Genomic DNA, 24225 nt, shown 5'->3' on the forward strand with positions numbered 1-24225 from the left:
CGCTCCTGACCTGCGAATACGTGGTCCACTTGACGGGCACTCACCGACCGGCTTTACTGGAAACGAGTTCGAAAATACGTTCGAACGTAGCGTCTGTTCGAGCCGCGTCTTCCCCGTGGTTGCCGACCGCTGTTGGTGCCGAGTGACAGGGGTGTCGAGTTGGCTGATGTGGCCGCAGTTCCGGAGTCTGCTGCGCCGCCGGAGTTGTCGGGGCTCTCCCGTCAGGAGCGTCTGGACTTCCTCCGGCGAAGGATGGCGGCGGTCCCCGCTCGCGGGGAATCGGTGGCGAATCGCGCTCCGATGGAGGGGAGCGCTGCACACACCGGGCAAGTCTTCGGCCCCCGATTCGGACACGGCCGGAGTGCTTCCGGTTCCGGCTGCGCTGGCCGACCTTCTTCCGAGAGGCGGGCTGGTGCGGGGTTCCGTGGTATCGGTTTCCGGTGCCACCTCGCTTCTGCTGGGGCTGGTCGCGTCGGTCACCGCAGACGGGGGACATGTCGCTGTGATCGGGCATCCCCAGCTCGGGTTGCTCGCCGCTGTCGAGATGGGGGCGCAGCTCGAACGCCTCGCTCTTATTCCCGACCCCGGAGCTGATCCGGTGGAGATCGCCGCGGTGCTGCTGGACGGTATGGATCTGGTGGTACTCGGCCTGGGTGGAGCCTCGGTGGCGCCGTCCCGTGCCCGCGCGGTGGTGGCCCGCGCGCGGAGCAAGGGTTCGACCCTGGTGGTCACCGACGGACACTGGGACGGTGCTGAGATGCGACTGGATGCCCGTGTCCGCGGATATGCGGGACTGGGCAAGGGATCTCAGGAACGGGGGTGCGGCCGGCTACGTTCCCTCAGCCTGGCGGTGTGCGCCCGGGGGGCGGTCGTTTCAGCCGCGCACCACCCGGCTGGACGTGCGTTCGGCGCAGGGTCGAGTGGAGTGGGTGAACACGCCGGACACCGCTCTCCCGGAGGCAGGCTTTCCGGAAGCGGCGGAAGTGGTGGGGCTGTGAGCCGCGTAGTGGCGTTGTGGTGTCCCGACTGGCCTGCGGTCGCAGCTGCTGCAGCCGTGGACCTCCCGCCCACTCATCCGGTGGCGGTGACATCGGGTAATCGTGTGGTGGCCTGTTCGGCGACGGCCCGGGCGGACGGGGTGCACCGGGGACTGCGTCGCCGCGAGTCCCAGGCCCGGTGCCCCCGGTTGCACGTGGTGACCGCGGATGCCGAGCGGGACGCTCGGTTGTTCGAGCCGGTTGCCGCGACCATCGACGCCGTGGCTCCCGGAGTCGAGGTGCTGCGTCCCGGGCTCGTGGTGTTGTCGGCGCGGGGTGTCAGCAGATACTTCGGCTCCGAGGAAGCCGCTGCGGAGCGGTTGGTGGACCAGGTGTCGGCTGTGGGGGTCGAGTGTCAGGTGGGCATTGCCGATCAACTGTCCACGGCCGTGATCGCCGCTCGCAGAGGGGTGCTCGTGCCTCCCGGCCGGGGAGCGGAGTTCCTGGCGCCGCTGCCGATGAGGGAACTGGCTGCCGAACCCAGTCTCGCGGCAGTTCACCGTGGTGAACTGGTCGATCTGCTGCACCGTCTGGGACTGCGCACCATCGGCGCCTTCGCGGCGCTGCCGGCAGGTGATGTGGCGTCCCGCTTCGGAACCGACGCGGTGCTTGCCCATCGTGCGGCGCGGGGTGAGCCGGAGCGTCCCCCGTCGGCGCGATCGCTACCTCCCGACCTGGAGGTGGAAGAACACTGCGACCCCGTGATCGAACGGGTCGACGCCGCAGCGTTCGCAGGCAGGGCGTTGGCGGAGAAACTGCACCGCACGCTGTCCGACGCAGGGGTGGCCTGTACTCGGCTGTCGGTGTCGGCAATCACCGGCAACGGGGAGCAGTTGTCCCGGACGTGGCGATGCGCGGAGCCGTTGACGCCGGAGGCGACGGCGGACCGGGTGCGGTGGCAGTTGGACGGGTGGTTGACCGGGCGCAGCGAGAAGCGTCCCACCGCGGGTATCGCGGTCCTGCGGCTCGAGCCGGTGGAGGTGGTGGCTTCCGGAGCCCTGCAGTTGGGGCTGTGGGGTGGAGTCGGAGATCAGGACGAGAGGGCCCGGCGAGCCCTGGTGCGGGTGCAGGGACTTCTCGGCGGGGAGGCCGTGCAGGTGGGTGTTCTCAGTGGTGGGCGGGGTCCGGCGGAGCGCATCACCCTGCTGCCGTTGGGGGATGAGCTGATTCCTCGTTCCGATCCGTCGGAGCCGTGGCCGGGAACGCTTCCCGAACCGGCACCTTCCGCTGTGTTGACGGCACATCCCGAGGTCGGCATCGTGGACGCACGGGGTGCTGCCGTGACGGTCACGGAACGCGGTGTGTTCAGTGCGCCTCCCGCCCGGTTGCGCTGGGGGAGTAAAGAATGGACGGTGTGCGGATGGGCGGGACCGTGGCCGGTGGACGAGCGGTGGTGGGATCCGCCCGCCGCCCGGACGGCGGCCAGGGCGCAGGTGCTGCTCGAGGAGTCGCGGGCGCTGCTGGTGATCTGCACGGCGGATCGGTGGACGGTGGAGGGAATCTATGAGTGAGGTGTCTACGCCCGCAATTCGCCGGGTGATCGTGCAGGAACTGACCACTCTCGACGGGTTCGTCGCCGGGCCGTCGGGCGAGCTCGACTTCTTCGAGGCGGTGTCCGATTTCGGTGAGGTCGATCGGGACAACATAGATCTTCTCGCCGACGTGGATCTGGTTCTGTTGGGCCGCAACACCTATCAGATGTTCGTCGAGTACTGGCCCACCGCGGAAGGCGAGGTGGTGGCCGAGGTGGTGAACACGCTTCCCAAGCTCGTGTTTTCGTCCACCCTCGGCAGGGCGCCGTGGGGATCGTGGGAACCGGCGCAGGTGTACGACGGGAACGTGGTCGAGCGGGTGCGGCAGTTGCTGCGGGAGCCCGGTGGTGACATGGTCGTGTGGGGGAGTGTCACCCTGGCCAAGTCGCTACTCGCGGCAGATCTGGTCGACGAGATTCAGTTGCGCGTGGTGCCGGTGCTGCTGGGGCGCGGGCAGCGTCTTCTCGACGAGGACACCGGGATGCACGCCCTCACGCTCCTCGAGGCGAAGGGGTACGAGTCGGGGATCGTGACGCTGCGTTATCGGGTCGTCCCCGCCACACTGTGAACATCCTTGCGAACGGACGGACCGCCCGTACGGCTCGGGAGGTCAGGGCGGGGCCGCGCGGCCGTCCGCCTAGGCTTGTTTCTCGTGGAGACGAGCAGGACGACCGCGACCCGCACCGGTGTCGCCATCGCGTACCGCGACAGCGGAGTGCGCAGTGGCCCGGCTGCTCATCTCGTGCCCGTGGTTCTCGTGCACGGAATGGGCGGTGACGGCGGAACGTGGGATCGGTTCATGCGGGCGCTGGTCTCCCGCGGGCGCCGGGTCGTCGTGCTCGATCTACGGGGACACGGTCGCAGTGCCCGCGCTGCGTCGTACCTGTTCGAAGAGTTCGGTTCCGATGTGGTGGAAGTGTGCGACAACCTGGGCCTGTCGCAGGTCGATCTCGTCGGTCATTCGCTCGGTGGTCATGCCGCCTCACTCGCCGCCCAGACCCGCCCCGAGCTGGTGCGGCGGTTGGTCATCGAGGAGGCCCCACTTCCGCTGCGGCCAGGTGACCCGGAGCAGGTCTTCTCGAACAGGCTGCCGTCCCTGCCGGAGCTGTGGCATGCGACGACGAGCCTGATCCGGCACCCGCGGGCTGTGTTCGCCTTCGACCGGTCGATGACACGCTCGGCGCTCGAGCAGTTCCGCCGCCCGGACCCGTTGTGGTGGGACCAGCTGCCACGGATCGAGGCGGACACACTGATCCTGCGCGGCGGTCCCGGCGGGATGGTGGATGCCCGTCGACTCGAATCCGCAGTCGCCGCGATACCGAGATGCCGGGTGGTGGTTTTCCCCGGGGGACACAGCATTCACCGTGATCGGTACGACGAGTTCGAGGCGGCGGCGATGCCGTTCCTGATGGAGTCCGAGCCGAACTGAGCGTGCGCTGCTTCACCGTAGGCCGGATTCAGACAAAAGTCCGCAAATGTAAACCCGCAGCGGCCTGGGCAGGACTAGCGTGGAGTAGAAGCGGGGGCTCGGCCCCGGCTGCACAGATGTATCTGCACATCGGGAAGAAGGCACGAGATGTCGACGATCACACCCGGACGACCGTACGCACCCGGCAGGGAGGGATTCAGTTCGCTCCGTTCCGGCGGCCTGAACTGGGACGCCTTTCCGCTGCGACTGTTCACCAAGGGGAACGCCAAGTTCTGGAATCCCGTCGAGCTCGATTTCAGCCGGGATGCGCAGGACTGGGAGGAGCTGAACAGCGAGCAGCAGCGGAGCGCGACGTACCTGTGTGCGCAGTTCATCGCCGGTGAGGAGGCGGTCACCGAGGACATTCAGCCCTTCATGAAGGCGATGGCCGCAGAGGGCCGGTTCGGTGACGAGATGTACCTGACTCAGTTCTGCTTCGAAGAGGCCAAGCACACGCAGGTGTTCCGGTTGTGGATGGACGCGGTCGGGCTCACGCAGGACTTGCATCCGTTCGTCGCCGACAATCCGTACTACCGCCAATTGTTCTACGAGGAGCTTCCCGGATCTCTGGGCGTTCTCGAGACGGATCCGAGCCCCGCCAACCAGATTCGCGCCAGCGTCACCTATAACCATGTCATCGAGGGCAGTCTTGCGCTGACCGGGTACTACGCCTGGCAGAAGGTGTGCGCGACCCGCGGGATACTCCCCGGCATGCAGGATCTCGTCAAGCGGATCGGCGACGACGAACGTCGTCACATGGCCTGGGGAACCTTCACCTGCCGACGGCATGTCGCGGCCGACGACAACAACTGGAATGTGGTGCAGGAGCGGATGGCGGAGCTGATGCCGATGGCACTGGGCATGATCGATTGGGTCAACGCACAATTCGAGGTTCAGCCGTTCGGTCTCGACAACGACGAGTTCCTGGCCTACGCCGCGGACCGTGCGCAGCGTCGCCTCTCGGCGATCGAGTCGGCACGCGGCCGGCCGGTCGAGGAAATCGACCTCGACTACTCCCCGGAGGTGCTCGAGGAGCGGTTCGGCGAGGAGGACGCCAAGGCGCTGACCGAGGCAGCAGGCTGAGCGGACTCGGACGAAGGGATGATCAACCGTCGGGGATCCATGGCAGGATCTGGCCATGGCGCTCACCTCGCTCGACCGCAAGCTCCTCGGCTGGTCTGCCGCGTTCGTGATCTCACAGGCGAATATCGCCCGACTGCTCGGTCCTGCTGCCCCCCGGGTGGCCGAAATTCAGACGGCCCGATCCGCCCGGGACTACACCGCGATCCTCGACGGCATGGACGCCACCGAGACCGCGCGATATCGGAGTCATTACTATCCCGACTTCGTCCATCCCGCCATCTACGCCGTCGCTCTGCGTACGGGTGCGCGACGGCTGGCGGAGTTGACGCCGTTGTCGCCCACAACGCGAAAGATGCTGGCGGCTGCGCCGGTCGTGGCCGCGGCCGGTGACTACGTCGAGAATGTCGTCGGCCTGCATCTGCTGACACATCGGGAGCACATCACCGATGCCACCGTCCGCGCCACTTCCGCGGTCAGCATCACCAAGTGGGTGCTGGCCCTCGGCTCGCTTGCGTATCTGTCGCAGGGTTTCGTGCGGGTGTGGGCACGGGGCCGATAGATTCCGGCGCATGGGTGCAGCAGAGTTGCCGGTCGAGTACTTCGCCGGGCAGATCGAATTCCGCCAGTGGCTCGCAGTTCATCACGCCACCTCACCCGGTATCTGGCTGAAGATGGCGAAGAAGGGATCGGCCCACTCGTCGATCACCTACGACCAGGCACTCGAGGTGGCGTTGTGCTACGGCTGGATCGACAGCCAAGTCCGCCGGGTCGACGAAAATTTCTATGTCCAACGGTTCACCCCACGATCGGCGCGCAGTCCGTGGTCGAAACGCAACCGCGAATATGCCGAGAAACTGGAAGCCGCCGGGGCCCTCGAGGCTGCCGGAGCGGTGGAAGTGGAGAAGGCCAGAGCCGACGGGCGGTGGGACCGTGCCTATGCCGGACAGAAGACGGCTGAAATTCCGGAGGACTTCCTTGCCGCCCTTGCGCAGAATCCGGAGGCCGAGGCGTTCTTTGCGACGCTGAACAGCCACAACCGCTACGCCGTCATCTACCGGTTGCAGGACGCGAAACGTCCGGAGACGCGTGCCCGGCGCATCGAGAAGTTCGTTCAGCAGTTGTCGGAACGGCGCAAGTTCCACGACTGAGCGAAAAATCGGCCTGACACAATGGCCTCGTGAACGACACGATCACCTCTACCACCTGCTCCGCGCTGTCCGCCGCCGACGAACCCCTGCCGGGAACGGCGGCGCACGTCACGGGCTGGGTGTGTCTCGAACACCCGGGGGGGTGGGGCCGGGACGTGGTGGACGGCACCGCGCTGGGCAGCGAACTCGCCGGGGAACTCGACGCCCGTGCGAAGGCGGCGGGAGTACGGTTCATGTTCATCCGCCGGCCGGGACGAAGCACGACCGATCCGGCGAGGCGCACAGTTCTCCTTGCACACTCGCATCCCGCGTCGGCCTGGTGTGAACGCCTGGACATCGGCAGTCCGGCCGACCTCCTCGACCTCGACCTCGGTGTGGTCGCCGGTCCGGCTCCGCGGTGGGGGGAGCCGGTCGCGGAGCCGGTGGTGCTGGTGTGCGCGCACGGTAAACGGGATCAGTGCTGTGCCGTCCTGGGACGTCCCATCGCCGCCCGGTTGTCCACGGAGTTCGGCGACACCGTGTGGGAATGCTCGCACACGGGAGGACACCGGTTCGCGCCGTCGATGATTCTGCTGCCCACCGGATATACGTACGGCCGGCTCTCTGCGGAACAGAGCGCCGAGGCGGTGCGCGCCGCCGCCCGGGACGAGGTGTACGCGCAGGGACTACGGGGACGAAGCTGCTGGGACGAGCGGGGCCAGGTGGCCGAACTCGCGGTCCGGGAACTGGTGACCGCGGGCCCGAACGAGCTGGCGGTGGACGGGGCGTCGGTGGTCACCCACATCGACGGACGCCGGTGGTCCGTCGATATGGAGGAGCGGGAACTCGCGCCCAGGCCGCCCAGTTGCGGAGCCGCACCGAAACCGGTTCGTCCCGTCGTCGCCACCGGGGTACGCCCGCTGGGCTGACCGAGTGCGCTCACCAATGGGCGCCGGGTACCAGCCTGCCGACCTTGCGGGCGGCGCGTCCCCACGGTGTCGACCTGTGCGCGCGTGCCTCGTCGGTTCGTGGAGGTTCGGGTGTCCTCTCGGTGACGCTCTGTCCCTTGGCCGCCGGCGAGTCGGGGAACATGCGATACATCTGATGCATCACCCGGTCTTTGACGGCAGGCGCGAACATACTGCCGAGTTCCCCGAGAGTGCCGCTGGGGACATCGATGCGCTTCGGCCGCTCGACCAGTGCCCGGACCACCATGGCCGCCGCCTTCTCCGGTGAGGTGATGGGTCCGACGTTGTAGTTGCCGGTCGGTGCGATCATCGGCGTCTCGACGAGTGGCATGTGGATGGTGGTGTATGTGATGCCGTCCGACAGTGTTTCAGCGGCGGCCACATCGGTGAACCCGTCGAGTGCCGCCTTGCTGGCGACGTAGGCGGCGAATCGCGGCGTTGCCCCCTGGACCCCCGCGCTGCTGATGTTGACGATGTGCCCGAACCGGCGTTCACGCATCTGCGGAAGGAACGCGAGGACGAGTCGAACGGCACCGAAGTAGTTGACGGCCATGGTGCGTTCGAAGTCGTGGAACCGCTCGGTCGAGCGGTAGAGGCCCCGCCGGATCGACCGGCCGGCATTGTTGACCAGCATGTCCACGTGACCGTGCTCGGTGAGGATCGCGGCGACCGTGCGTTCGACCGACGTCTCGTCGGTGATGTCGCACGGATATCCGAACGCCGCACCGCCCGCCGCGCGAATCTCCGCGACCACGGCCTCGAGTTCCTCGGTACGTCTCGCGAGGAGAAGAACTTTCGCGCCCTTGCGGGCCACGGCGATCGCCGCGCTGCGACCGATCCCGGAGGAGGCCCCGGTGATGACGACGTGCCGTCCCACGAGCGGTCCGCCGGGGTGGGAGCGGCGGGCCCGATGGGGATCGAGATGGTTCTGCCAGTAGGTCCACAGCGCCTTCGTGTAGGAGGCGAAGGGCGGAACCTCGATTCCCGTACCCTGCAGAGCCTTTCGCGTTGCTTCGTTGACGAAGGCGGTAGGCAGCGTCATGTTCGCCACGAGCACGGGCGGGATGCCGAGCCCGTCGAGGACCAACTTGCGGCCCGTGTCGAGAGTCGAGTCCGGGGTAGGTGCCAGAAAGGGGCGGACCAGTCCGCCGGGCAGGCTCGCCGCCGGGCGCGGGGCACCGGCGGCCTTGGCGAGCCCCGCGTAGATCTCGCGGACCGACTGTGGGCGAGGATTGACCAGGTGGAACACCTGACCGTCGCGGTCCGGTGCCGACATCAGCTCCACGATGGCCGCCGCCACATAGTCCACGGGAACGACGTTGGTTGATCCGATGTCGGGGACAGCCACCGGGAGTGCGGCCGGGAGCTTGGCGAGAGCGGAGATGGCGGGGAACAGGTAGTACGGTCCGTCGATCTTGTCCATCTCACCGGTGACCGAACTGCCGACCACCACGGCCGGGCGGTAGATCCGCCAGCGCAGTCCCTCGCTGTCGCGAACGATCTTCTCCGCCTCGAACTTCGTGCGGTGGTAGGGCGTCGGAAAACTCTGTCCCCGATCGAAATCCGACTCGGCGAAGGTGCCCGCGTAATCGCCCGCGACCGCAATCGACGACACGTGATGAAGGGTTGCGCCCAGCTCTGTCGCGAGGGCGGCCACCGCGCGCGTGCCGTCGACATTGGTCGACGCCTGCTCGTCGCCGACGGTGAGGTCGTAGATCGCGCCGAGGTGCAGAACGTGCTGGGCCGCCGGCACCGCGGCGAGGCCGAGGCCGGGCTCGGTCAGGTCCCCGATCAGAGGATGCACACGATCGCCTCCGGGCATGTCTTCGGTGAGGGCGTCGAGTGTGGTGAGCGAGGAGGGGCGGACGAGGACGTGTATCTCTGCTGTGTCATCGCGGTCGAGGATCAGAGGCAGGACGTGTCGACCCAGAAATCCGGTTCCGCCCGTGACGAGGTAGGTGGCCATTCCCCGAACTTACTCCGAAGTAAGATGATGCACTAGTGACGGATTCCGACCTTGGAATGGACCTTCGTCATCCACGCCGGAGCCCACCAGTTGGCCGGACCCATCAGCTTCACCAGCGACGGCACGAGCAACATGCGCACCACGGTGGCGTCCACGAGCAGCGCCACGATCATGCCCACTCCGAGGAACCGCATGATCGACAGGCCGGACACGGTAAATGCTCCGGTGACCACGACGAGCAGCAGAGCGGCCGCGGTCACGATCCGCCCCGTGCGCTCCGTTCCGAACCGCACCGCTTCCTCCGTGGTCGCCCCCGCCGCGTGCGCCTCCACCATCCGTGACATCAGGAACACCTCGTAGTCGGTGGACAAGCCGAACACGACCGCGAGGATCAGGACGACGAACGTCGCCTCGAGCGGTGCCGGACTGACCCCGAGCAGGCTCGCGCCGTGGCCGAGCTGGAAGATCCAGGTCAGGACACCGAAGGTGGCGGCCAGGCTCAGTCCCGCCATGGCCACCGCCTTGAGCGGCAGGACCACCGAGCCGAACGCCAGGAACAGCAGCACCAGCGTCGACAGCACCATGATCGCCACCATCGCGGGCAACCAGCGGACGATCGCCGCGTTGCTGTCGTCGACAGTGGCCTGTCCACCACCGACGAGGAGTTCGGTCCCTTCCGGTACTGCGATGTCTCGCAGAGCCGCGACCGCACCACTCTGGTCGTCGCTGTCGACGCCCTCCGCGTATACCGCCTGGACGGCGACCAGTTCACCGTTCGACGCCACCACAGTGGCCGCACCGATGCCCTCGACCTGTCCGGCCTGTTCGGCGACGGCGGCACCGTCCGCGGCAGTCGGTCCGCTGCCGTCCGTGCCCCGCAGAATCAGGGTGGCTCCGTTGCCCGTCGTCGGGAACTCCTCGGTAAGTGTGTCGGTGGCGATGCGGGCAGGGTCGTCCTCGGGCAGCGCGGTGTACGTGACCTCTCCGAGGGAGGCGCTGAGTAGGGGAGCTGCTAGAACGAGAAGTCCGGCGACGATTCCGACTGCGATCGCGGCCGGCCTGCGCATCACCCACGTGACGACGGACCCCCAGAACGTGCGGGCCCTCGCTTCGCTGCGCTGGGCTGCGTCCTTGCGCCAGCTCCCTGCGTTGATGCGTGGGCCGAGGATCGCGAGGAGAGCCGGGACGGCGGTCAGGGACAGCAGCGCCGCACTCGCGACCGCGGCCATGGCACCGAATCCCAGCGATGCGATGACGTCCTGGGGAAACACGAGCATGCCCGAGAAGGCGCACACCAGCAGCAGTCCGGAGAACAGAACGGTGCGGCCGGCCGTGAGCACGGTGCGCCGGGTGGCCTCCGCAGTGTCGGCGCCCGACTCCAGTTCTTCACGGAAACGTCCGACGACGAAGAGCCCGTAGTCGATTGCCAACCCGAGACCGAGCAGAGAGGCGACATTGATCGCGAAGGAGTTGACGTCGGTGAACAGGGTGAGCACCCGAAGGGTGGCCAGCGCGCTGAAGATGGAGAGCAGTCCGACGAAGACGGGTACGGCCGCGGCGACCACGCCGCCGAAGAGGAAGACCAGCAGGACCAGTGTGATGGGAAGCGCAATCGCCTCCGCCAGCACCAGATCCTGCTGGAGCCGGTTGTTGAAAGCCACACCCACCACCGAGTTGCCCGCGAATTCGGTGTCGATGCCCTCGACTTCGAGCTTGGGTAGCAGGCCGTTGAAGGCGGCCACCGTGATTCCGGCTTCGGGGTCGACGGTGACCGCGGCCGACGCCTTGGTGCCGTCCTCCGACACCATCCGCTGCTTCGTCGTGGTGTCGGCGGTCCAGTATGAGGTGATCTTGTGCGTGGGGACCTCGGCGGCGAACCGTTCGAGATCGGCCGTCACCTCGGGACCGATGTCGTCGAGCGTTCTCCCTTCGGGCGCGGTGTAGACGACGATGATGTCCGCAGTCTGCGGACCCAGGTTGGCCTCGACGATCCTCGCCACTTCAGCGGACTCGCTGCCCGGGTCGGTGTAGCCGCCCGAGCCCAATTTCGCGAACACCCCCGTACCCCAGACGCCGCTCACCAGTACGGCGGCCACGGCAAGCACCAGAATCCACCATCGCCGGGAAACAACAGTCGAGGCCCAACGTGTCATGCGTCATCTCCGGGTCGTGGTCGGCATTGTGCGACTGCCGACTGTAGTGCGCGTGCGGCGGTGAGCGGCGGTGGTGTGATCCGGCTCCCGCGCCATGATGCATACTCGGATGTGCACGTGCAGCCACACACATGGGGGAAGCCGGTCCGAATCCGGCGCTGACCCGCAACGGTGGGCCATCGGAGTATTTTCCGGTGGCGAGCCCGATTACCCGGTGTGTGGTGTGCGACATCCATTCGTCGTGGTCTACGAAGCGGAGTCCCGCAGGCGCACTGCGACTCCGGTCGTGGAGTGACCTGCACGACTTTCATTCGTGGCTCTGAGCCGCAATGAGGTTTACATGCACCGTCCGTTGTTCCGAAGGTTCGGATTGCTCACCGCCGCCGTGGCAGTGCTGCTCGCTGCCGCCTGCTCGCGTGGGGAACCTGGCCCGGGCACTACTTCCGCCGAGTCGTTCACCGCCGCGGTGACGATCACCAACTGTTCGCTCACGCAGAGCTTCGATGCACCACCCCAGCGCATCGTCAGCATGAACGATCACGTCACCGAGGTTCTGATCGAGATGGGTGTCGGCGACCGTATCGTCGGCACCGGGTACGGCGACGCCACCCCGCTACCCCCATTCGCCGAGGAATTCGCGAAGATCCCGCATCGGTCGAAGGAGTATCCGACGCGAGAGCAGTTGCTCGACCTCGAGCCAGACCTGGTGGTGGGGGGAATGCGGAGCGCATTCGACGAGAAGGAGGGGCGTTCACGAGAGTTCCTCGCCGAGCACGGCATTCCCACGTTCCTGTTCTCCGAGTACTGCGGGCAGGGCTTCCCCGACATCGCTCTGCTGCGGGACGACTTCACACAGCTGGGCGAAATCCTCGCAGTTCCGGACAGGGCGCATGCGATCAGCGACCGAGTGACGTCCGGATTGCAGTCCGTGCGCGCGACACTTGCGGGCAGTACCGCCGTCCCGGTGTTCTTCTACGATTCCGGCGAGGACGTCCCGCTGACTGTCGGCGGTGTCGGAATCGGTCAGCTCATCGCGGACCATGCGGGTGCCGCGAACATCTTTTCCGAGGGGCAGAAACCGTTTTCGACGGCCACCTGGGAGATTGTCGGAGAACGCAGTCCCGAGGTGATCGTCGTCCTCGACTACGGCGCGACGAGTGCGCAGCACAAGATCGACTTCCTGACCGCACACCCGATCATGTCGGCGACCCCTGCCGTGAAGGCAGGCCGCTTCGTCGTCGTACCGCTCGACGACTTCTTCGAGAGCCCGCGTCTCGTGCGGTCGGTCGAGACCATCGCGCGCGCCGTCCATCCCGGCGCCTTCTCCACGCGATGACGGCGCTCACCGAACGGACCGAGGTGCGCCCATCCTCGCCCTCAGCTCGTTCCCCTCTCGGATTTGCCGGGCTGATCGTACTTCTGGTGCTGACCACGCTGTTCGTGATCGGGCTCGCCGTGTCGTTCGGTTCGGTGCGCATACCGGTGGGTGACGTCTGGGCGATCGTGGTGAACCGGATGCTGCCCGGTGTGTTCGACGTCTGGTGGTCGCAGGCACGGGAATCCATCGTCGTCGGTTCTCGTCTGCCGCGGGCATTGACCGCGGCGACGGTGGGCGCCGCGCTGGCACTGTCCGGTGCGGTGGCGCAGCTCGTGACCCGCAACCCGCTGGCCGACCCATACCTGCTCGGCGTGTCCTCGGGTGCCGGTTTCGGTGTGGTGATCGTGACGGTGCTCGGGTTCGGCGCCGGAATGCTCGGGGTCTTCACCGTTCCCGTGGCGGCGTTCGTCGGCGCGATGGTGCCGTTGTTCCTGTCGCTGGCAATCGGCGGACGGTATCCGCAACCCACTGCGATCATCCTCGTCGGTGTCGCGCTGGCACAGGTCTTCTCGGCGCTGATCACCTTCTCGCTCCTCGTGCTCGCCGACGAACGGCAACTCGGTTCGGTGATGCATTGGCTCGCAGGCGGATTCGGTGACGCGCGCTGGTCGACGATGATTTTTCCCGTGTCGGCGCTCGCGACGGTCGGCACTGCCATGCTGTGGAGTGCCCGCCGGATCGACGTGCTGCAGACCGGGGACGACGGAGCGGCCGCGCTCGGCATGAACGTTCCCCGCTTCCGGATCGTCCACCTGCTGGGCGTGTCACTACTGGCCGGCGCAGCAGTCTCGGTCGCCGGGGGTATCGGCTTCATCGGCCTCCTCGTGCCACACCTGGCCGGCTACGTCGTCGGTATTCGCGCCGCCAGATTGTTACCGGTCGCCGCGCTGCTCGGTGCGGTCGCCATGGTGGGAGCCGACACCGCGGCACGGTCGATCTCGTCGAGCCTCGAAGTGCCGGTCGGCGTCGTCACTGCGCTCGTCGGCGCCCCGCTGTTCGTGTGGATGCTGCAGCGCCGGTACCGGCGGGCCGAACGTTGACCGGGCTGGGCGTGCAAGGACTCCGGGCCCAACTCGGCTCACGCGACGTGCTGCACGGGGTCGACTTCGCTGTCCGGCCCGGCGAGATGCTCGGTCTGGTAGGTCCCAACGGGTCCGGCAAGACGACGGCGCTGCGCTGCTGCTACCGCGCGGTGTCCGCCACCGCAGGCGCCGTCGTCGTCGGCGGGGTGAACGTTGCCGACCTGGCGCGGCGACAACTCGCCCGCACGGTCGGGGCGGTTCCGCAGGAGCCGCAGTCGTCGGCGGGGGTGACGGTGCGCGAGTCGGTGTCGCTGGGCCGGATTCCCCACCTGGGTTGGTTCGAGCGCGACAGCGCCGCCGACCGCGAGATCGTCGAGAGGTGCCTGCAGCAGGTGGGGTTGGCGGAACTCGCGGGGCGCGACGTGCAGGCGCTCTCGGGAGGTGAGCGTCAACGGGTGGCGATCGCGCGGGCGCTCACGCAGCAACCGCGCGTCCTGCTCCTCGACGAACCCACGAATCACCTCGACCTTCGTCATCAGCTCATCCTGATGGAATTGCTGCGCGATCTCGCCGCCGGCGGACTCGCACTCGTGGTGACCATGCACGATCTCAGGTTGGCGGTGCAGTACTGCGACACGCTGGCGGTGATGCAGCATGGACGGGTGATCACCGCCGGCCCACCACCCGATGTCCTCGACGACACGGTGCTGGGCGAGGTGTTCGGAATCCGCGCCGTTGTGCGGTCGGGGCCGAGGCGGTCGATGGACATTCTGGGGTTGGCCGATGGATGAGCACCTGGCGCAGACGTACGCGCTGACCGCCCGTCGGGTTCCGTTGCTGGCCGCCTGGACGGCGCTTCCCGACGGCCGTTCGTTTCCGGCAGCAGACATGGCAGACGCCGAGTGGATGGCCCATCGGCTCGCGGACACCGCGCGCCGGTGGGGCAGTGGGAATCGCCGGGTCAATGGCACCCTGTGGTGGTATTCGGCCAGTTCCACGCTGACCGGGATCCCGATCGCGACGGCCCTCGTCACCGGTGTCGCTGCCTGCCCACGATTGGAGGGCGCCCGGGCGTTCCTGACCGCCGATGGATACCTCGGCGGTCTGACGGCATCGTCGGTGCTGCCGGTGGCGGATCTGGCGTCGGAACTCGCGGGGACGTTGACCGTTCTCATCGACGCACTGGCCGAGGCGTCGGGAGTGCGGCGGGCAGCGTTGTGGGCGATCACCACCGATTCGATCGCCAACCGCGCGCTCGACGCCGGCGACGGCATCGGTGATCGTATGGCAGGGAGCATGTTCGCCAGGCAGCTCGTCGACGCCATGCGTGCCGAGGGGGTGGTTCTGCCCCGGCCGCGGTTCGTCGACGTGCACGCCGGTGCGGTGACCCGCCGGTTCACGCAGCGGGCGTCGTGTTGCCTGATCTACGAGACGCCCGGTTCGACCAAGTGTGTGAGCTGCCCGAGGAGGCCGGCCGAGGACCGTCTGAGTGGTCTGGCCGCGCTCGTGACCTGACTCCGGTGGCCCGCGTTGACCTGCCCGCGAGTGTGATGGCACACTGAGGGTGTTCGAACTCGCGTTCGAATGATGCGTCTTCCCCAGTGGCATCTTCCATGGTTTCGGCACGGCACGTGTGCGGCATGAAGAGGTGTGTAGTAGTGGGTTGGGGCAACGGTCCGCCGTCGTGGTCGGAGATGGAGCGGGTCCTGTCGGGCAGGCCCGGACGCGTCGACCCGCAGTCGCTGTATCCGGGTGACGGCAGCGACAGTCCGGCGTGGTCACGCAAGCGGGGAGAATATCGGGCAGGCGAGCAGATACGTGCCGGCTCCACCGTCCCCTACGCCGAATTGCACGCGCATTCGGCGTTCAGCTTCCTCGACGGTGCCTCCCCGCCGGAGGAATTGGTGGAAGAGGCGGTCCGGCTGGGTCTCGAGGCCATCGCGCTCACCGATCACGACGGGTTCTACGGTGTGGTCCGGTTCGCGGAGGCGGCGAAGGAATGGAACATGCGCACGGTGTTCGGGTCCGAGCTCACCGTGGGCGACGCCCATCTGCTGGTGCTCGCACGAGGACAGGAGGGGTATCGCCGTCTGTCTCGGGAGATTGCCGCAGCGCACCTGGCGGGAGGAGAGAAAGGCAAAGTTCTCTACGACATGGACCGGCTCGCCGATGCGGCGGGAGGTCAATGGCAGATCCTGACCGGTTGCCGCAAGGGGCACGTGCGTCAGGCCTTGGCCCACGGCGGTCCGGACGCGGCGGCCCGCCGGTTGCGCGAGCTGATCGACCGGTTCGGGGCCGAGCGGGTCACGGTGGAACTCACACACCACGGCATTCCGGAGGACGGGGAACGCAACGACTGCCTCGCCGAACTCGCGCAGCAGCACGGCCTGGGTGTAATAGCCACCACCGCAGCACATTTCGCGGCCCCCCCGCGCCGGCGGCTGGCGATGGCGATGGCCGCGGTCCGGGGTCGCCGCAGCCTCGACGACGCGGCCGGGCAGCTACCTCCGACGGGCGGATCCCACCTGCGTTCCGGCGAGGAGATGGCCCACCTCTTCGCCGCGTACCCGGAAGCGGTCAGCGGTGCGGCGAAACTCGGGCTGGAATGCTCCTTCGACCTCCGGCTCATCGCACCGCAGCTACCACCCTTCGCCGTGCCCGACGGCCACACCGAGGCCAGTTGGTTGCGTCAGCTCACGATGGAAGGGGCGCGCCGCCGTTACGGTGCACCGGAGGACCACCCGCAGGCGTACCGGCAGATCGAGCACGAGCTCGACACCATCACGACGTTGAACTTCCCTGGCTACTTCCTGGTGGTCCACGACATCGTGTCGTTCTGCAAGAACAACGACATCCTCTGCCAGGGAAGGGGTTCGGCGGCCAACTCGGCGGTCTGCTACGCCATCGGCATCACCAACGTCGATCCTGTGCGCAACAAATTATTGTTCGAACGTTTTCTCTCACCCGAACGCGACGGCCCGCCGGACATCGATGTCGACATCGAATCGGACCGCCGCGAAGAGGCCATCCAGCACGTCTACGCGAAGTACGGGCGGCAGTACGCGGCGCAGGTGGCCAACGTCATCACGTACCGGGGGAAGTCCTCGGTGCGGGACATGGCACGGGCCCTGGGCTTCTCGCAGGGCCAACAGGATGCGTGGAGCAAACAGGTCGATCGCTGGGGAGGTGTCGGAAAGGGGAAGGGCACCGACATACCCCCTGCCGTGCTCGAACTGGCAGCCCAGATCGAGGGATATCCACGGCATCTCGGCATTCACTCCGGCGGCATGGTGATCTGCGATCGGCCCATCGCCGACGTGTGCCCGGTGGAGTGGGCGCGCATGGAGAACCGCAGCGTCCTGCAATGGGACAAGGACGACTGCGCGGCGGTGGGTCTGGTGAAATTCGACATGCTGGGACTCGGCATGCTCTCGGCCCTGCACTACATGATCGATCTGGTAGCCGAGCACAAAGGGATCGAAGTGGATCTGGCGCAACTGGACCTGTCCGAGGAGGCCGTCTACGACATGTTGCAGCGGGCCGACTCGGTCGGGGTGTTCCAGGTGGAGTCGCGGGCGCAGATGGCCACCCTCCCGAGGCTGAAGCCGCGGAATTTCTACGACCTGGTGGTGGAGGTCGCTCTCATCCGGCCCGGACCCATCCAGGGTGGTTCGGTGCATCCCTACATCCGCCGTCGCAACAAGCTCGAACCGGTCACCTACGACCACCCGTCGCTGGAGAAGGCACTCGAACGCACCCTGGGTGTGCCGTTGTTTCAGGAGCAGCTGATGCAGGTAGCGGTCGATGTCGCGGGGTTCACTCCGGCCGAGGCCGACCAGCTTCGCCGGGCCATGGGGTCCAAACGCTCGGCGGAGAAGATGGAACAGCTGAAGGACCGGCTCTATCAGGGCATGCGGGAAGTACACGGAATCGGTAACGACGTGGCCGACCGGATCTATGAGAAGCTGTATGCCTTCGCCAATTTCGGGTTTCCCGAGAGTCACTCGCAGAGCTTTGCGGCGCTGGTGTTCTATTCGTCGTGGTTCAAACTGCATCACCCGGCCGCATTCTGCGCAGGTCTGCTGCGGGCACAGCCGATGGGGTTCTACTCGCCGCAGTCGCTGGTGGCCGACGCCCGACGGCACGGGGTGCGGGTGCACGGTGCCGACATCAACGCCAGCCTCGCGCACGCCACCGTCGAGGCCGGGGGCCTGGAGGTGCGGCTCGGTCTCGGGGAGGTGCGGCACATCGGCACCGCACTGGCCGAGCGCATGGTCGAAGCCCGGAACGACGGGGGTCCGTTCACCTCCTTCCTCGATCTCACGGGCAGGGTGGAACTGAACACTGCCCAGGCCGAGTCGCTCGCCACTGCAGGGGCCCTCGACAGTTTCGGTATCACCCGACGGGAGGCGTTGTGGGCCGCGGGCGCCGCGGCAGGGGAGCGGCGTGACCGGCTTCCCGGAATGGGGGCGTCCACTCGGGCGCCGACCCTGCCGGGAATGAGTGATCTCGAACTGGCGGCAGCGGATGTGTGGGCCACCGGAGTGTCCCCGGACACCTATCCCACCCAGTTCCTTCGCCCGCAACTCGATGCGCTCGGGGTGATTCCGGCAGCCCGGTTGCTGCAGATTCCCGACGGCGATCGGGTCCTGGTGGGCGGTGCCGTGACACACAGGCAACGCCCGGCGACTGCGGCCGGTGTCACGTTCATCAATCTCGAGGACGAGACCGGGATGGTCAATGTGGTGTGTTCGGTGGGCCTGTGGGCGAAGTACCGCAAGCTCGCGAACACTGCACCTGCGCTCCTGGTGCGGGGCAAGGTCCAAAATGCGGAGGGTGCCGTCACGGTGGTGGCGGATCGCCTGCAGTTGATGGACTTGCGGATGAAGGCCAAGTCCCGTGACTTCCGCTGAACGCGCCTGGTGATCGCGCGCGGGCGCATGTCGTCGTCGATCGTCAACCGGGCCGTCGGCACACCGCTAGCATTCGGGCATGAAGAGATACGTTCTGTCGGCCATCGTCCTCATGTCGCTGGTGCTCGCGGGGTGTGGCGGATCCGACAGCGACTCTTCCCAGCCCGCGCCCGCGCCGGTGCCCGGCGACAGCAGGTCGCTGGAAGCCGGGGGTGCGCTGCAGGCGCCCGCGAAGGATCAGGCACCCACTGAACGGCAGGAAATCATCACCGGCCAGGTGTCGATCACTGCCGACGACCCGGTTGCGGTGGGCAGACAGATCGTCGACAAGGTAGATGCGGTGGGTGGTCGCGTCGATCAGCTCACCGAGCAGCCCGGCTCCGAAGATCAGGATGCCAGCAGTTCCCTCACCATCCGCGTGCCCGCCGACGACCTCACGCGCACGCTGGACGATCTGCGAGAACTCGGCAAGGTCACCAGCGTCAGCGTCACCAAGAGCGATGTGACGATGCAGTCGCAGGATCTCGATGCCCGGATCGGTGCGTTGACAGCGTCGGTCACCCGGCTCCAGGGGCTCATCGCGTCGGCCGCGAACACCGCCGATCTGATCGAAGCGGAGAGGGCACTGTCGGAGCGGCAGGGTGAACTGGACAGCCTTACCGCGCAGAAGCGGTTACTCAGCGATCAGATCGCACTCGCCACCCTCACGATCGACGTCACCACCACTGACACGGAAAGACCGAGCTCGGGCCCCGACAACTTCTGGGAGGGTCTCGTCGCCGGGTGGCACGCTCTGCTGTCGGCGATCAAGGGTGGCGCGGTGGTCGTCGGGGCGCTGATTCCCTGGTTCGGTTTCGTGGCCGTCATCGCACTGGTCGTCTACGGCGCGTACCGTCTGCGCCGGATGTACAACACGCCGCGCCGGCCCACGACCGGTACGGCGCCGCAAAAAGAAGAGGCGAACACAGAATGATCGAAGTCGAACTGTCGGCGTTGGACGAGGCGTTGGCGTCAGGCGCCCCCGTCATCGACGTGCGTGAAGCCGACGAGTACGCGCAGGTGAGGGTGCCGGGCGTGACCCTCATCCCGTTGAGCGAGTTCGTCTCCCGAGTCGGGGAGATACCCGACGCCGATGTGGTGTACGTGATCTGTGCGGTCGGTGGGCGCAGCCTGCAGGCCGCTGAATACCTGAACGGTCGAGGAATCAACGCGGTGTCCGTCGCCGGTGGCACCTCGGCCTGGCTGCAGTCGGGACGACCTGTCGAAACCGGTTAGCGCACGCTCGACCAGCAGTCGATGCAGGTAGCGCAGCGTGCGGAACACCACGACGCTCCAGATCAGAAGCAGCGCACACCACAGCATCGTTGCCGCGCCCACGATCACCGTCGAGTGCATCGCGCTGCCCAGTGCGTTCGCGCCCAGAGCGCAGGTGCCGACGGGAAACGTGAAACTCCACCAGGCGGGCGTGAAGTCGAGTCCTCGGTGAAATGCCCGCGCCGTCACCGTGATCACGGTTGCGAGGGCGAGAACACCGCCCGTGCCCACGGTAGTTCCGTAGACGACGCCGACCGTGTGGAGCCAGGTGTGCCCGGACGCGGCGCCGAGTAGGTTGATCGCCGCGACCGACTGCCCGATCACGCCCAGCGGTATCCACAAGGTCGGGACGAGGGCGGTGCCCGGAAGGCCGTCGCGCAACAGTTGCCGGCCGACGACGACCGTGACCGCCACTGCCGCCGTGAGAGCCAGCGCGAACAGTGCGTAGCAGAACACCAGCAATGTGATCTGCGGCGCGCCTTCCGGGAGGTGCCGGACCAGTGCGGCGCCGCCCGAGGCGGACACCATCGGGGGTACAACCGGCAGCAACCACGACGGCGTGGGCGTCACCCGGTACGGCTGCAGCAGTCGGCCGGCCATCACGGCGTAGGTGACGACGCCGACGATCGTCCCGATCGACCACAGCGCCGCCGCCACGGTCACCGACAGTTCGCCGAGACGGTGGTGACCGGCCGAGCCGGTGGCCGCGCCGACCGTCGACATGGCCATCGACACGGCACCGTAGAAGGGGAACATGGTTTGGCTGCGGGCGTCGGCCAGGGCCTCGTCGCGACACCGGAACCAGTGGCGCCCGAGAGCGGTGGCCAATGTGAGAAGTAGCGCGGCGGCGAGCAGCCAGAACACCTCGGACACGCCGCGTACGCCGGGAATCTCGGTCGGCAGCGAGGCGGCCACCACCGCAACGATGCCGGTTCCCATCACTGCTGCGAACCAATTCGGCGTCATGCCCACAGCCTGCCGAGTACCTGTCGCCGCCGGTAGAAGGCTTGCGGTTGCGTACCCACAAATCGCGTTTGTGGGACTAGCCTTGGGATGTGCCGCTCTCTCCCCGGGTCCCCGAACTCAATGCCCTCGATGTACTTCTGTCGGTCGAGCGTCTCGGGAGCATGGGTGCGGCGGGCCGCGAACACGGACTCAGTCAGCAGGCGGTCAGCGCGCGGGTCCGCACGGCGGAGCGGCTGTTCGGCATCAAGGTGTTCAGCCGCGGCGCCAGCGGAGTGCGACCCACGGCCGAGGGTGCTCTCATCCTCGAATGGGCCAGTCACATCCTGGCGACAGCGGAGGAGCTCGCGTCCGGAGTCGCGGCACTGCGGGGGGAGAGGCAGGCCGGGCTCACGGTGGCAGCCAGCATGACCATCGCCGAGTACCTCGTTCCGGGCTGGACGGTCGCGATGCGGCGCAAATTCCCCAACGTGGTCACATCGGTGCGCCTGCTCAACTCGTCCGAGGTGACGGCGCGCGTGTTGTCCGGTGAGGCCGACCTCGGTTTCGTCGAGGGACCCGACATTCCGCCGGGACTGCAGTCCCGGGAGATCGGCCGGGATCACCTCGTTGTGGTCGTCCCGCCGGACCATCACTGGGTTCGACGCTCGCCGATCCCCGTGTCGGAGTTGGCAACCACGCCGATGATCCAACGGGAGTCGGGTTCGGGAACGCGCACCACGCTCGAGAATGCGGTACCGCACTGTGTCCCACCTCTATTGGAGCTCACCTCGTGCACTGCGGTGAAGGCCGCGGTGATCGCCGGAAACGCGCCGGCAGTGCTGTCTTCCCTCGCGGTAGCAGCCGACCTCACCGACGGGCGGCTGGCCTCGGTTCAGGTGGAGGGGTTGACCCTCCCTCGGCGGTTGTCGGCCGTCTGGGATCCGGTGCGGGGAGTGCGCGGTGCCGCACGGGACTTCCTCGACATCGCGGTCGGGGCCACCGCGGGAGCGGGACTTACAGCGCAGCCCCTCTGAATCCGTGCTGCCGCCACGCCTCGTACGTCACCAGGGCAGCGGCATTCGACAGATTCAACGACCGCCGGCCGGGCAACATCGGGATGCGCAGGCGTTCGGTCACGTGCGGGTCGGACAGCACCTCCTGCGACAGCCCGGTGGGTTCGGGGCCGAAGAGAAGTACGTCTCCGGGTTCGTAGGCGATATCGGCGTACGACACCTTGGCATGGGCTGTGAAGGCGAACACTCGCGCCGGTTCGACTGCCGCCCACGCGGCGTCCAGATTCTCGTGGACGGTCACAGACGCCAGGTCGTGGTAATCGAGCCCCGCGCGCTTGAGTTTCGGTTCCGAGAGGTCGAACCCCAGCGGCCCCACCAGATGCAGCTCACATCCCGTGCCTGCCACCAGGCGGATGGCGTTGCCGGTGTTGGGTGGAATACGGGGCTCGTGGAACATCACTCGGAACACCCGCACAGCTTAGGGGTACACCGTCGGGCGGCATGATGGACGGATGGATGCAGTGGAAGAAGTGGTGGGTGAGGACTTCGGCGACGCGCGACTCCCCGGTCAGGACTGGCGTCGGCGGCACTACACGAAGTGCCACTTCCGCGACGCCGATCTCAGTGGACTCCGCACGGAATCGGTGATCTTCACGGACTGCGACTTCACCGGTGCCGACCTGTCGGAGTCGCAGCATGTCGGAACGGCCTTTCGGTCCTGTTCGTTCACGCGGGCAACGTTGTGGCACAGCACGTTCCGTCAATGCAGCTTCCTCGGTTCCGAGTTCGACGGCTGCCGGTTGCGCCCGATGATCGTCGAGGAATGCGATTTCACGCTCGCCTCGCTGGGCGGCGCCGATCTGCGGGACCTCGACTTCACCGACTGCCGGTTCCGCGAGGCCAACCTTGTGCGAACCGACCTGCGGGGCACGGTTCTGCGTGCGGCCGACCTCCTCGGTGCCCGGACCGGGGGCGCGAAACTGGGCGGCGCTGACCTGCGGGGCGCCCACGTGGACGCACATCTGTGGACGGCGGCCTCACTCGACGGGGCACAGATCGAACTGACCCAGGCCATCGCCTACGCCGCCGCTCACGGGCTGGTGGTGGAACCGACCTGACGCATGTATCGGGTACCTGAGAGAATGGGCTCCGTGACTGCAACGATCCTCGATGGCAAGACCACCCGCGACGAGATTTTCGAAGACCTGAAGGTGCGGGTGACCGCACTGAGGGACCAGGGCATCACACCCGGGCTCGGGACCGTCCTGGTGGGCGACGATCCGGGATCGGCCGCCTACGTGCGCGGGAAGCACAACGACTGCGCCAAGGTCGGGATCACGTCGATCCGACGAGACCTTCCCGGTGACATCACCCAGGAGAAGCTCGACGCCACGATCGACGAGCTCAACGCCAACCCGGACTGCACGGGATACATCGTGCAGCTGCCGCTGCCCCGGCAGCTCGACGAGAACGCCGCCCTCGAGCGCATCGACCCCGACAAGGACGCGGACGGACTGCACCCCGTCAACCTCGGCCGGCTCGTCCTGGGCAAGGAGGCGCCGCTGCCGTGCACACCGCGCGGAATCCTGCACCTTCTCCGGCGCTACGAGGTGCCGATCGAGGGGGCGCACGTGGTCGTCGTCGGTCGCGGTGTCACGGTGGGCCGCCCGATCGGTCTGCTGTTCACCCGGCGCAGCGAGAACGCCACCGTCACGCTCTGCCACACCCGCACGCGGGACCTGGCCGCCGAGGTTCGCCGCGCCGACATCGTGATCGCGGCGGCGGGTGTTCCCGGGCTGGTCACGGCCGACATGGTCAAGCCCGGCGCCGCCGTGCTGGACGTGGGGGTCAGCCGGACCGAGGACGGTTTGCGCGGAGACGTGGCGGCGGATGTCGCCGAGGTGGCCGGCTTCCTGTCACCGAACCCGGGTGGAGTCGGACCGCTCACCCGCGCATTTCTGCTCAGCAACGTCGTGGAGCGGGCCGAGCGCGTCGCGGCTTCTCGCGGCTGAGATGGCGGACTGGGGGCAGTTCGCGAAGAAGAATCTGCCGATGCTCGCCGTTCTCCTCGTCATCGCGGTGGCCGTCGTCTTCGTTCTGGCCGAACGGTGGCGACGGGGAGCGTTCGTCTTCGGTGCCGCGACCCTGCTGGCCGCGATCTTCCGCTTGACGATGCCCTCGGAGCGCGTGGGCCTTCTCGCTGTCCGCAGCAAGTCGTTCGACGTCGGCGCGCTGGTGGCTGTCGGGGGAGCCATCGTCTGGCTCGCCGTGTCGATCGACCCGCTCGGGACCGACTGACGGTCCCG

The 24225-nt window shown here is 67.3% G+C and carries 21 protein-coding genes, 2 pseudogenes and 1 riboswitch; of the genes and pseudogenes, 19 read left to right on the top strand and 4 right to left on the bottom strand.

Going from position 1 to position 24225, the window contains the following annotated elements; all coding sequences use genetic code 11:
• Positions 1 to 132 precede the first annotated feature (132 nt).
• The 8 genes and pseudogenes from HYG77_RS27435 (at position 133) to HYG77_RS27470 (ending at position 7176) form a co-directional block, all read left to right on the top strand.
• Positions 133 to 998: pseudogene (locus HYG77_RS27435) on the top strand (hypothetical protein).
• Positions 995 to 2548: a DNA polymerase Y family protein gene (locus HYG77_RS27440; RefSeq protein ID WP_109331470.1), complete on the top strand. Its 1554-nt coding sequence runs from the start codon at positions 995 to 997 to the stop codon at positions 2546 to 2548. Before HYG77_RS27435 ends, HYG77_RS27440 begins: the two are co-directional and overlap by 4 nt.
• On the top strand, positions 2541 to 3137 hold the full coding sequence (locus HYG77_RS27445; protein ID WP_208961205.1) for a dihydrofolate reductase family protein: 597 nt from the start codon (positions 2541 to 2543) through the stop codon (positions 3135 to 3137). The genes HYG77_RS27440 and HYG77_RS27445 overlap by 8 nt, the downstream gene beginning before the upstream one ends.
• Positions 3138 to 3221: 84 nt before the next feature.
• Positions 3222 to 3998: an alpha/beta hydrolase gene (locus HYG77_RS27450; protein ID WP_109331468.1), complete on the top strand. Its 777-nt coding sequence runs from the start codon at positions 3222 to 3224 to the stop codon at positions 3996 to 3998.
• A gap of 147 nt (positions 3999 to 4145) precedes the next feature.
• Positions 4146 to 5120, top strand: a complete 975-nt coding sequence (locus HYG77_RS27455) for a R2-like ligand-binding oxidase (protein WP_109331467.1) — start codon at positions 4146 to 4148, stop codon at positions 5118 to 5120.
• Positions 5121 to 5175: 55 nt separating this feature from the next.
• Positions 5176 to 5679 (top strand): hypothetical protein, encoded by a 504-nt coding sequence (locus HYG77_RS27460; RefSeq protein WP_109331464.1) that lies wholly within the window; start codon positions 5176 to 5178, stop codon positions 5677 to 5679.
• Positions 5680 to 5689: 10 nt separating this feature from the next.
• Positions 5690 to 6268, top strand: a complete 579-nt coding sequence (locus tag HYG77_RS27465) for a YdeI/OmpD-associated family protein (protein ID WP_208961206.1) — start codon at positions 5690 to 5692, stop codon at positions 6266 to 6268.
• 29 nt (positions 6269 to 6297) lie between these two features.
• On the top strand, positions 6298 to 7176 hold the full coding sequence (locus tag HYG77_RS27470) for a sucrase ferredoxin (RefSeq protein WP_208961207.1): 879 nt from the start codon (positions 6298 to 6300) through the stop codon (positions 7174 to 7176).
• Positions 7177 to 7186: 10 nt separating this feature from the next.
• Here HYG77_RS27470 and HYG77_RS27475 read toward each other — a convergent pair whose 3' ends face one another.
• Both HYG77_RS27475 and HYG77_RS27480 read right to left on the bottom strand, forming a co-directional pair.
• Positions 7187 to 9181 carry an SDR family oxidoreductase gene (locus tag HYG77_RS27475; protein WP_208961208.1) on the bottom strand — a complete coding sequence of 665 codons (1995 nt, stop codon included), beginning with the start codon at positions 9179 to 9181 and terminating at the stop codon, positions 7187 to 7189.
• 32 nt (positions 9182 to 9213) lie between these two features.
• Complete coding sequence (locus tag HYG77_RS27480) at positions 9214 to 11334, bottom strand: MMPL family transporter (RefSeq protein ID WP_208961209.1); 2121 nt, start codon at positions 11332 to 11334, stop codon at positions 9214 to 9216.
• A gap of 89 nt (positions 11335 to 11423) precedes the next feature.
• Positions 11424 to 11568: riboswitch (cobalamin riboswitch) on the top strand.
• Positions 11569 to 11674: 106 nt separating this feature from the next.
• Here HYG77_RS27480 and HYG77_RS27485 point away from each other — a divergent pair.
• From HYG77_RS27485 to HYG77_RS27515, 7 genes are all read left to right on the top strand, one after another.
• Positions 11675 to 12670 carry an ABC transporter substrate-binding protein gene (locus tag HYG77_RS27485; protein ID WP_208961210.1) on the top strand — a complete coding sequence of 332 codons (996 nt, stop codon included), beginning with the start codon at positions 11675 to 11677 and terminating at the stop codon, positions 12668 to 12670.
• Positions 12667 to 13752: an iron ABC transporter permease gene (locus HYG77_RS27490; RefSeq protein ID WP_109331451.1), complete on the top strand. Its 1086-nt coding sequence runs from the start codon at positions 12667 to 12669 to the stop codon at positions 13750 to 13752. The genes HYG77_RS27485 and HYG77_RS27490 overlap by 4 nt, the downstream gene beginning before the upstream one ends.
• A complete protein-coding gene (locus tag HYG77_RS27495) occupies positions 13749 to 14525 on the top strand; it encodes an ABC transporter ATP-binding protein (RefSeq protein WP_208963546.1) in 777 nt (258 codons plus the stop codon). The genes HYG77_RS27490 and HYG77_RS27495 overlap by 4 nt, the downstream gene beginning before the upstream one ends.
• Positions 14518 to 15249: a (2Fe-2S)-binding protein gene (locus tag HYG77_RS27500; protein ID WP_208961211.1), complete on the top strand. Its 732-nt coding sequence runs from the start codon at positions 14518 to 14520 to the stop codon at positions 15247 to 15249. The genes HYG77_RS27495 and HYG77_RS27500 overlap by 8 nt, the downstream gene beginning before the upstream one ends.
• A 143-nt stretch (positions 15250 to 15392) precedes the next feature.
• The gene (locus HYG77_RS27505) at positions 15393 to 18647 is read left to right on the top strand and encodes an error-prone DNA polymerase (RefSeq protein ID WP_208961212.1); all 3255 of its coding nucleotides are present in this window, start codon (positions 15393 to 15395) and stop codon (positions 18645 to 18647) included.
• Positions 18648 to 18726: 79 nt separating this feature from the next.
• A complete protein-coding gene (locus HYG77_RS27510; RefSeq protein ID WP_109331445.1) occupies positions 18727 to 19620 on the top strand; it encodes a DUF4349 domain-containing protein in 894 nt (297 codons plus the stop codon).
• Entirely contained in the window at positions 19617 to 19922 is a 306-nt protein-coding gene (locus HYG77_RS27515) for a rhodanese-like domain-containing protein (protein WP_109331442.1), read from the top strand. The genes HYG77_RS27510 and HYG77_RS27515 overlap by 4 nt, the downstream gene beginning before the upstream one ends.
• Positions 19923 to 19967: 45 nt before the next feature.
• Here HYG77_RS27515 and HYG77_RS27520 read toward each other — a convergent pair.
• Positions 19968 to 20927 (bottom strand): annotated as a pseudogene (locus HYG77_RS27520) (TDT family transporter); the annotation flags it as partial.
• A gap of 89 nt (positions 20928 to 21016) precedes the next feature.
• Between HYG77_RS27520 and HYG77_RS27525 the strand changes: the two are divergent.
• Positions 21017 to 21940, top strand: coding sequence for a LysR family transcriptional regulator (locus tag HYG77_RS27525; protein ID WP_109331441.1), 924 nt, complete (start codon positions 21017 to 21019; stop codon positions 21938 to 21940).
• Here the strand turns inward: HYG77_RS27525 and HYG77_RS27530 are convergent.
• Positions 21921 to 22388: a tRNA (cytidine(34)-2'-O)-methyltransferase gene (locus tag HYG77_RS27530; RefSeq protein ID WP_208961213.1), complete on the bottom strand. Its 468-nt coding sequence runs from the start codon at positions 22386 to 22388 to the stop codon at positions 21921 to 21923. The two genes, HYG77_RS27525 and HYG77_RS27530, sit on opposite strands and share 20 nt — an antisense overlap.
• Before the next feature lie 43 nt (positions 22389 to 22431).
• Here HYG77_RS27530 and HYG77_RS27535 point away from each other — a divergent pair, with 43 nt between their 5' ends.
• The 3 genes from HYG77_RS27535 to HYG77_RS27545 are packed head-to-tail and all read left to right on the top strand — an operon-like array spanning position 22432 to position 24217.
• Positions 22432 to 23037 carry a pentapeptide repeat-containing protein gene (locus HYG77_RS27535; RefSeq protein ID WP_208961214.1) on the top strand — a complete coding sequence of 202 codons (606 nt, stop codon included), beginning with the start codon at positions 22432 to 22434 and terminating at the stop codon, positions 23035 to 23037.
• 33 nt (positions 23038 to 23070) lie between these two features.
• Positions 23071 to 23931, top strand: a complete 861-nt coding sequence (locus HYG77_RS27540; RefSeq protein ID WP_204164775.1) for a bifunctional methylenetetrahydrofolate dehydrogenase/methenyltetrahydrofolate cyclohydrolase — start codon at positions 23071 to 23073, stop codon at positions 23929 to 23931.
• Position 23932: 1 nt separating this feature from the next.
• The gene (locus HYG77_RS27545) at positions 23933 to 24217 is read left to right on the top strand and encodes a DUF3017 domain-containing protein (protein WP_109331438.1); all 285 of its coding nucleotides are present in this window, start codon (positions 23933 to 23935) and stop codon (positions 24215 to 24217) included.
• Positions 24218 to 24225: the final 8 nt, after the last annotated feature.

Origin of the sequence: Rhodococcus sp. ZPP (assembly GCF_017656075.1) — a bacterium.
Taxonomy (GTDB): Bacteria; Actinomycetota; Actinomycetes; order Mycobacteriales; family Mycobacteriaceae; genus Rhodococcus_F; species Rhodococcus_F oxybenzonivorans.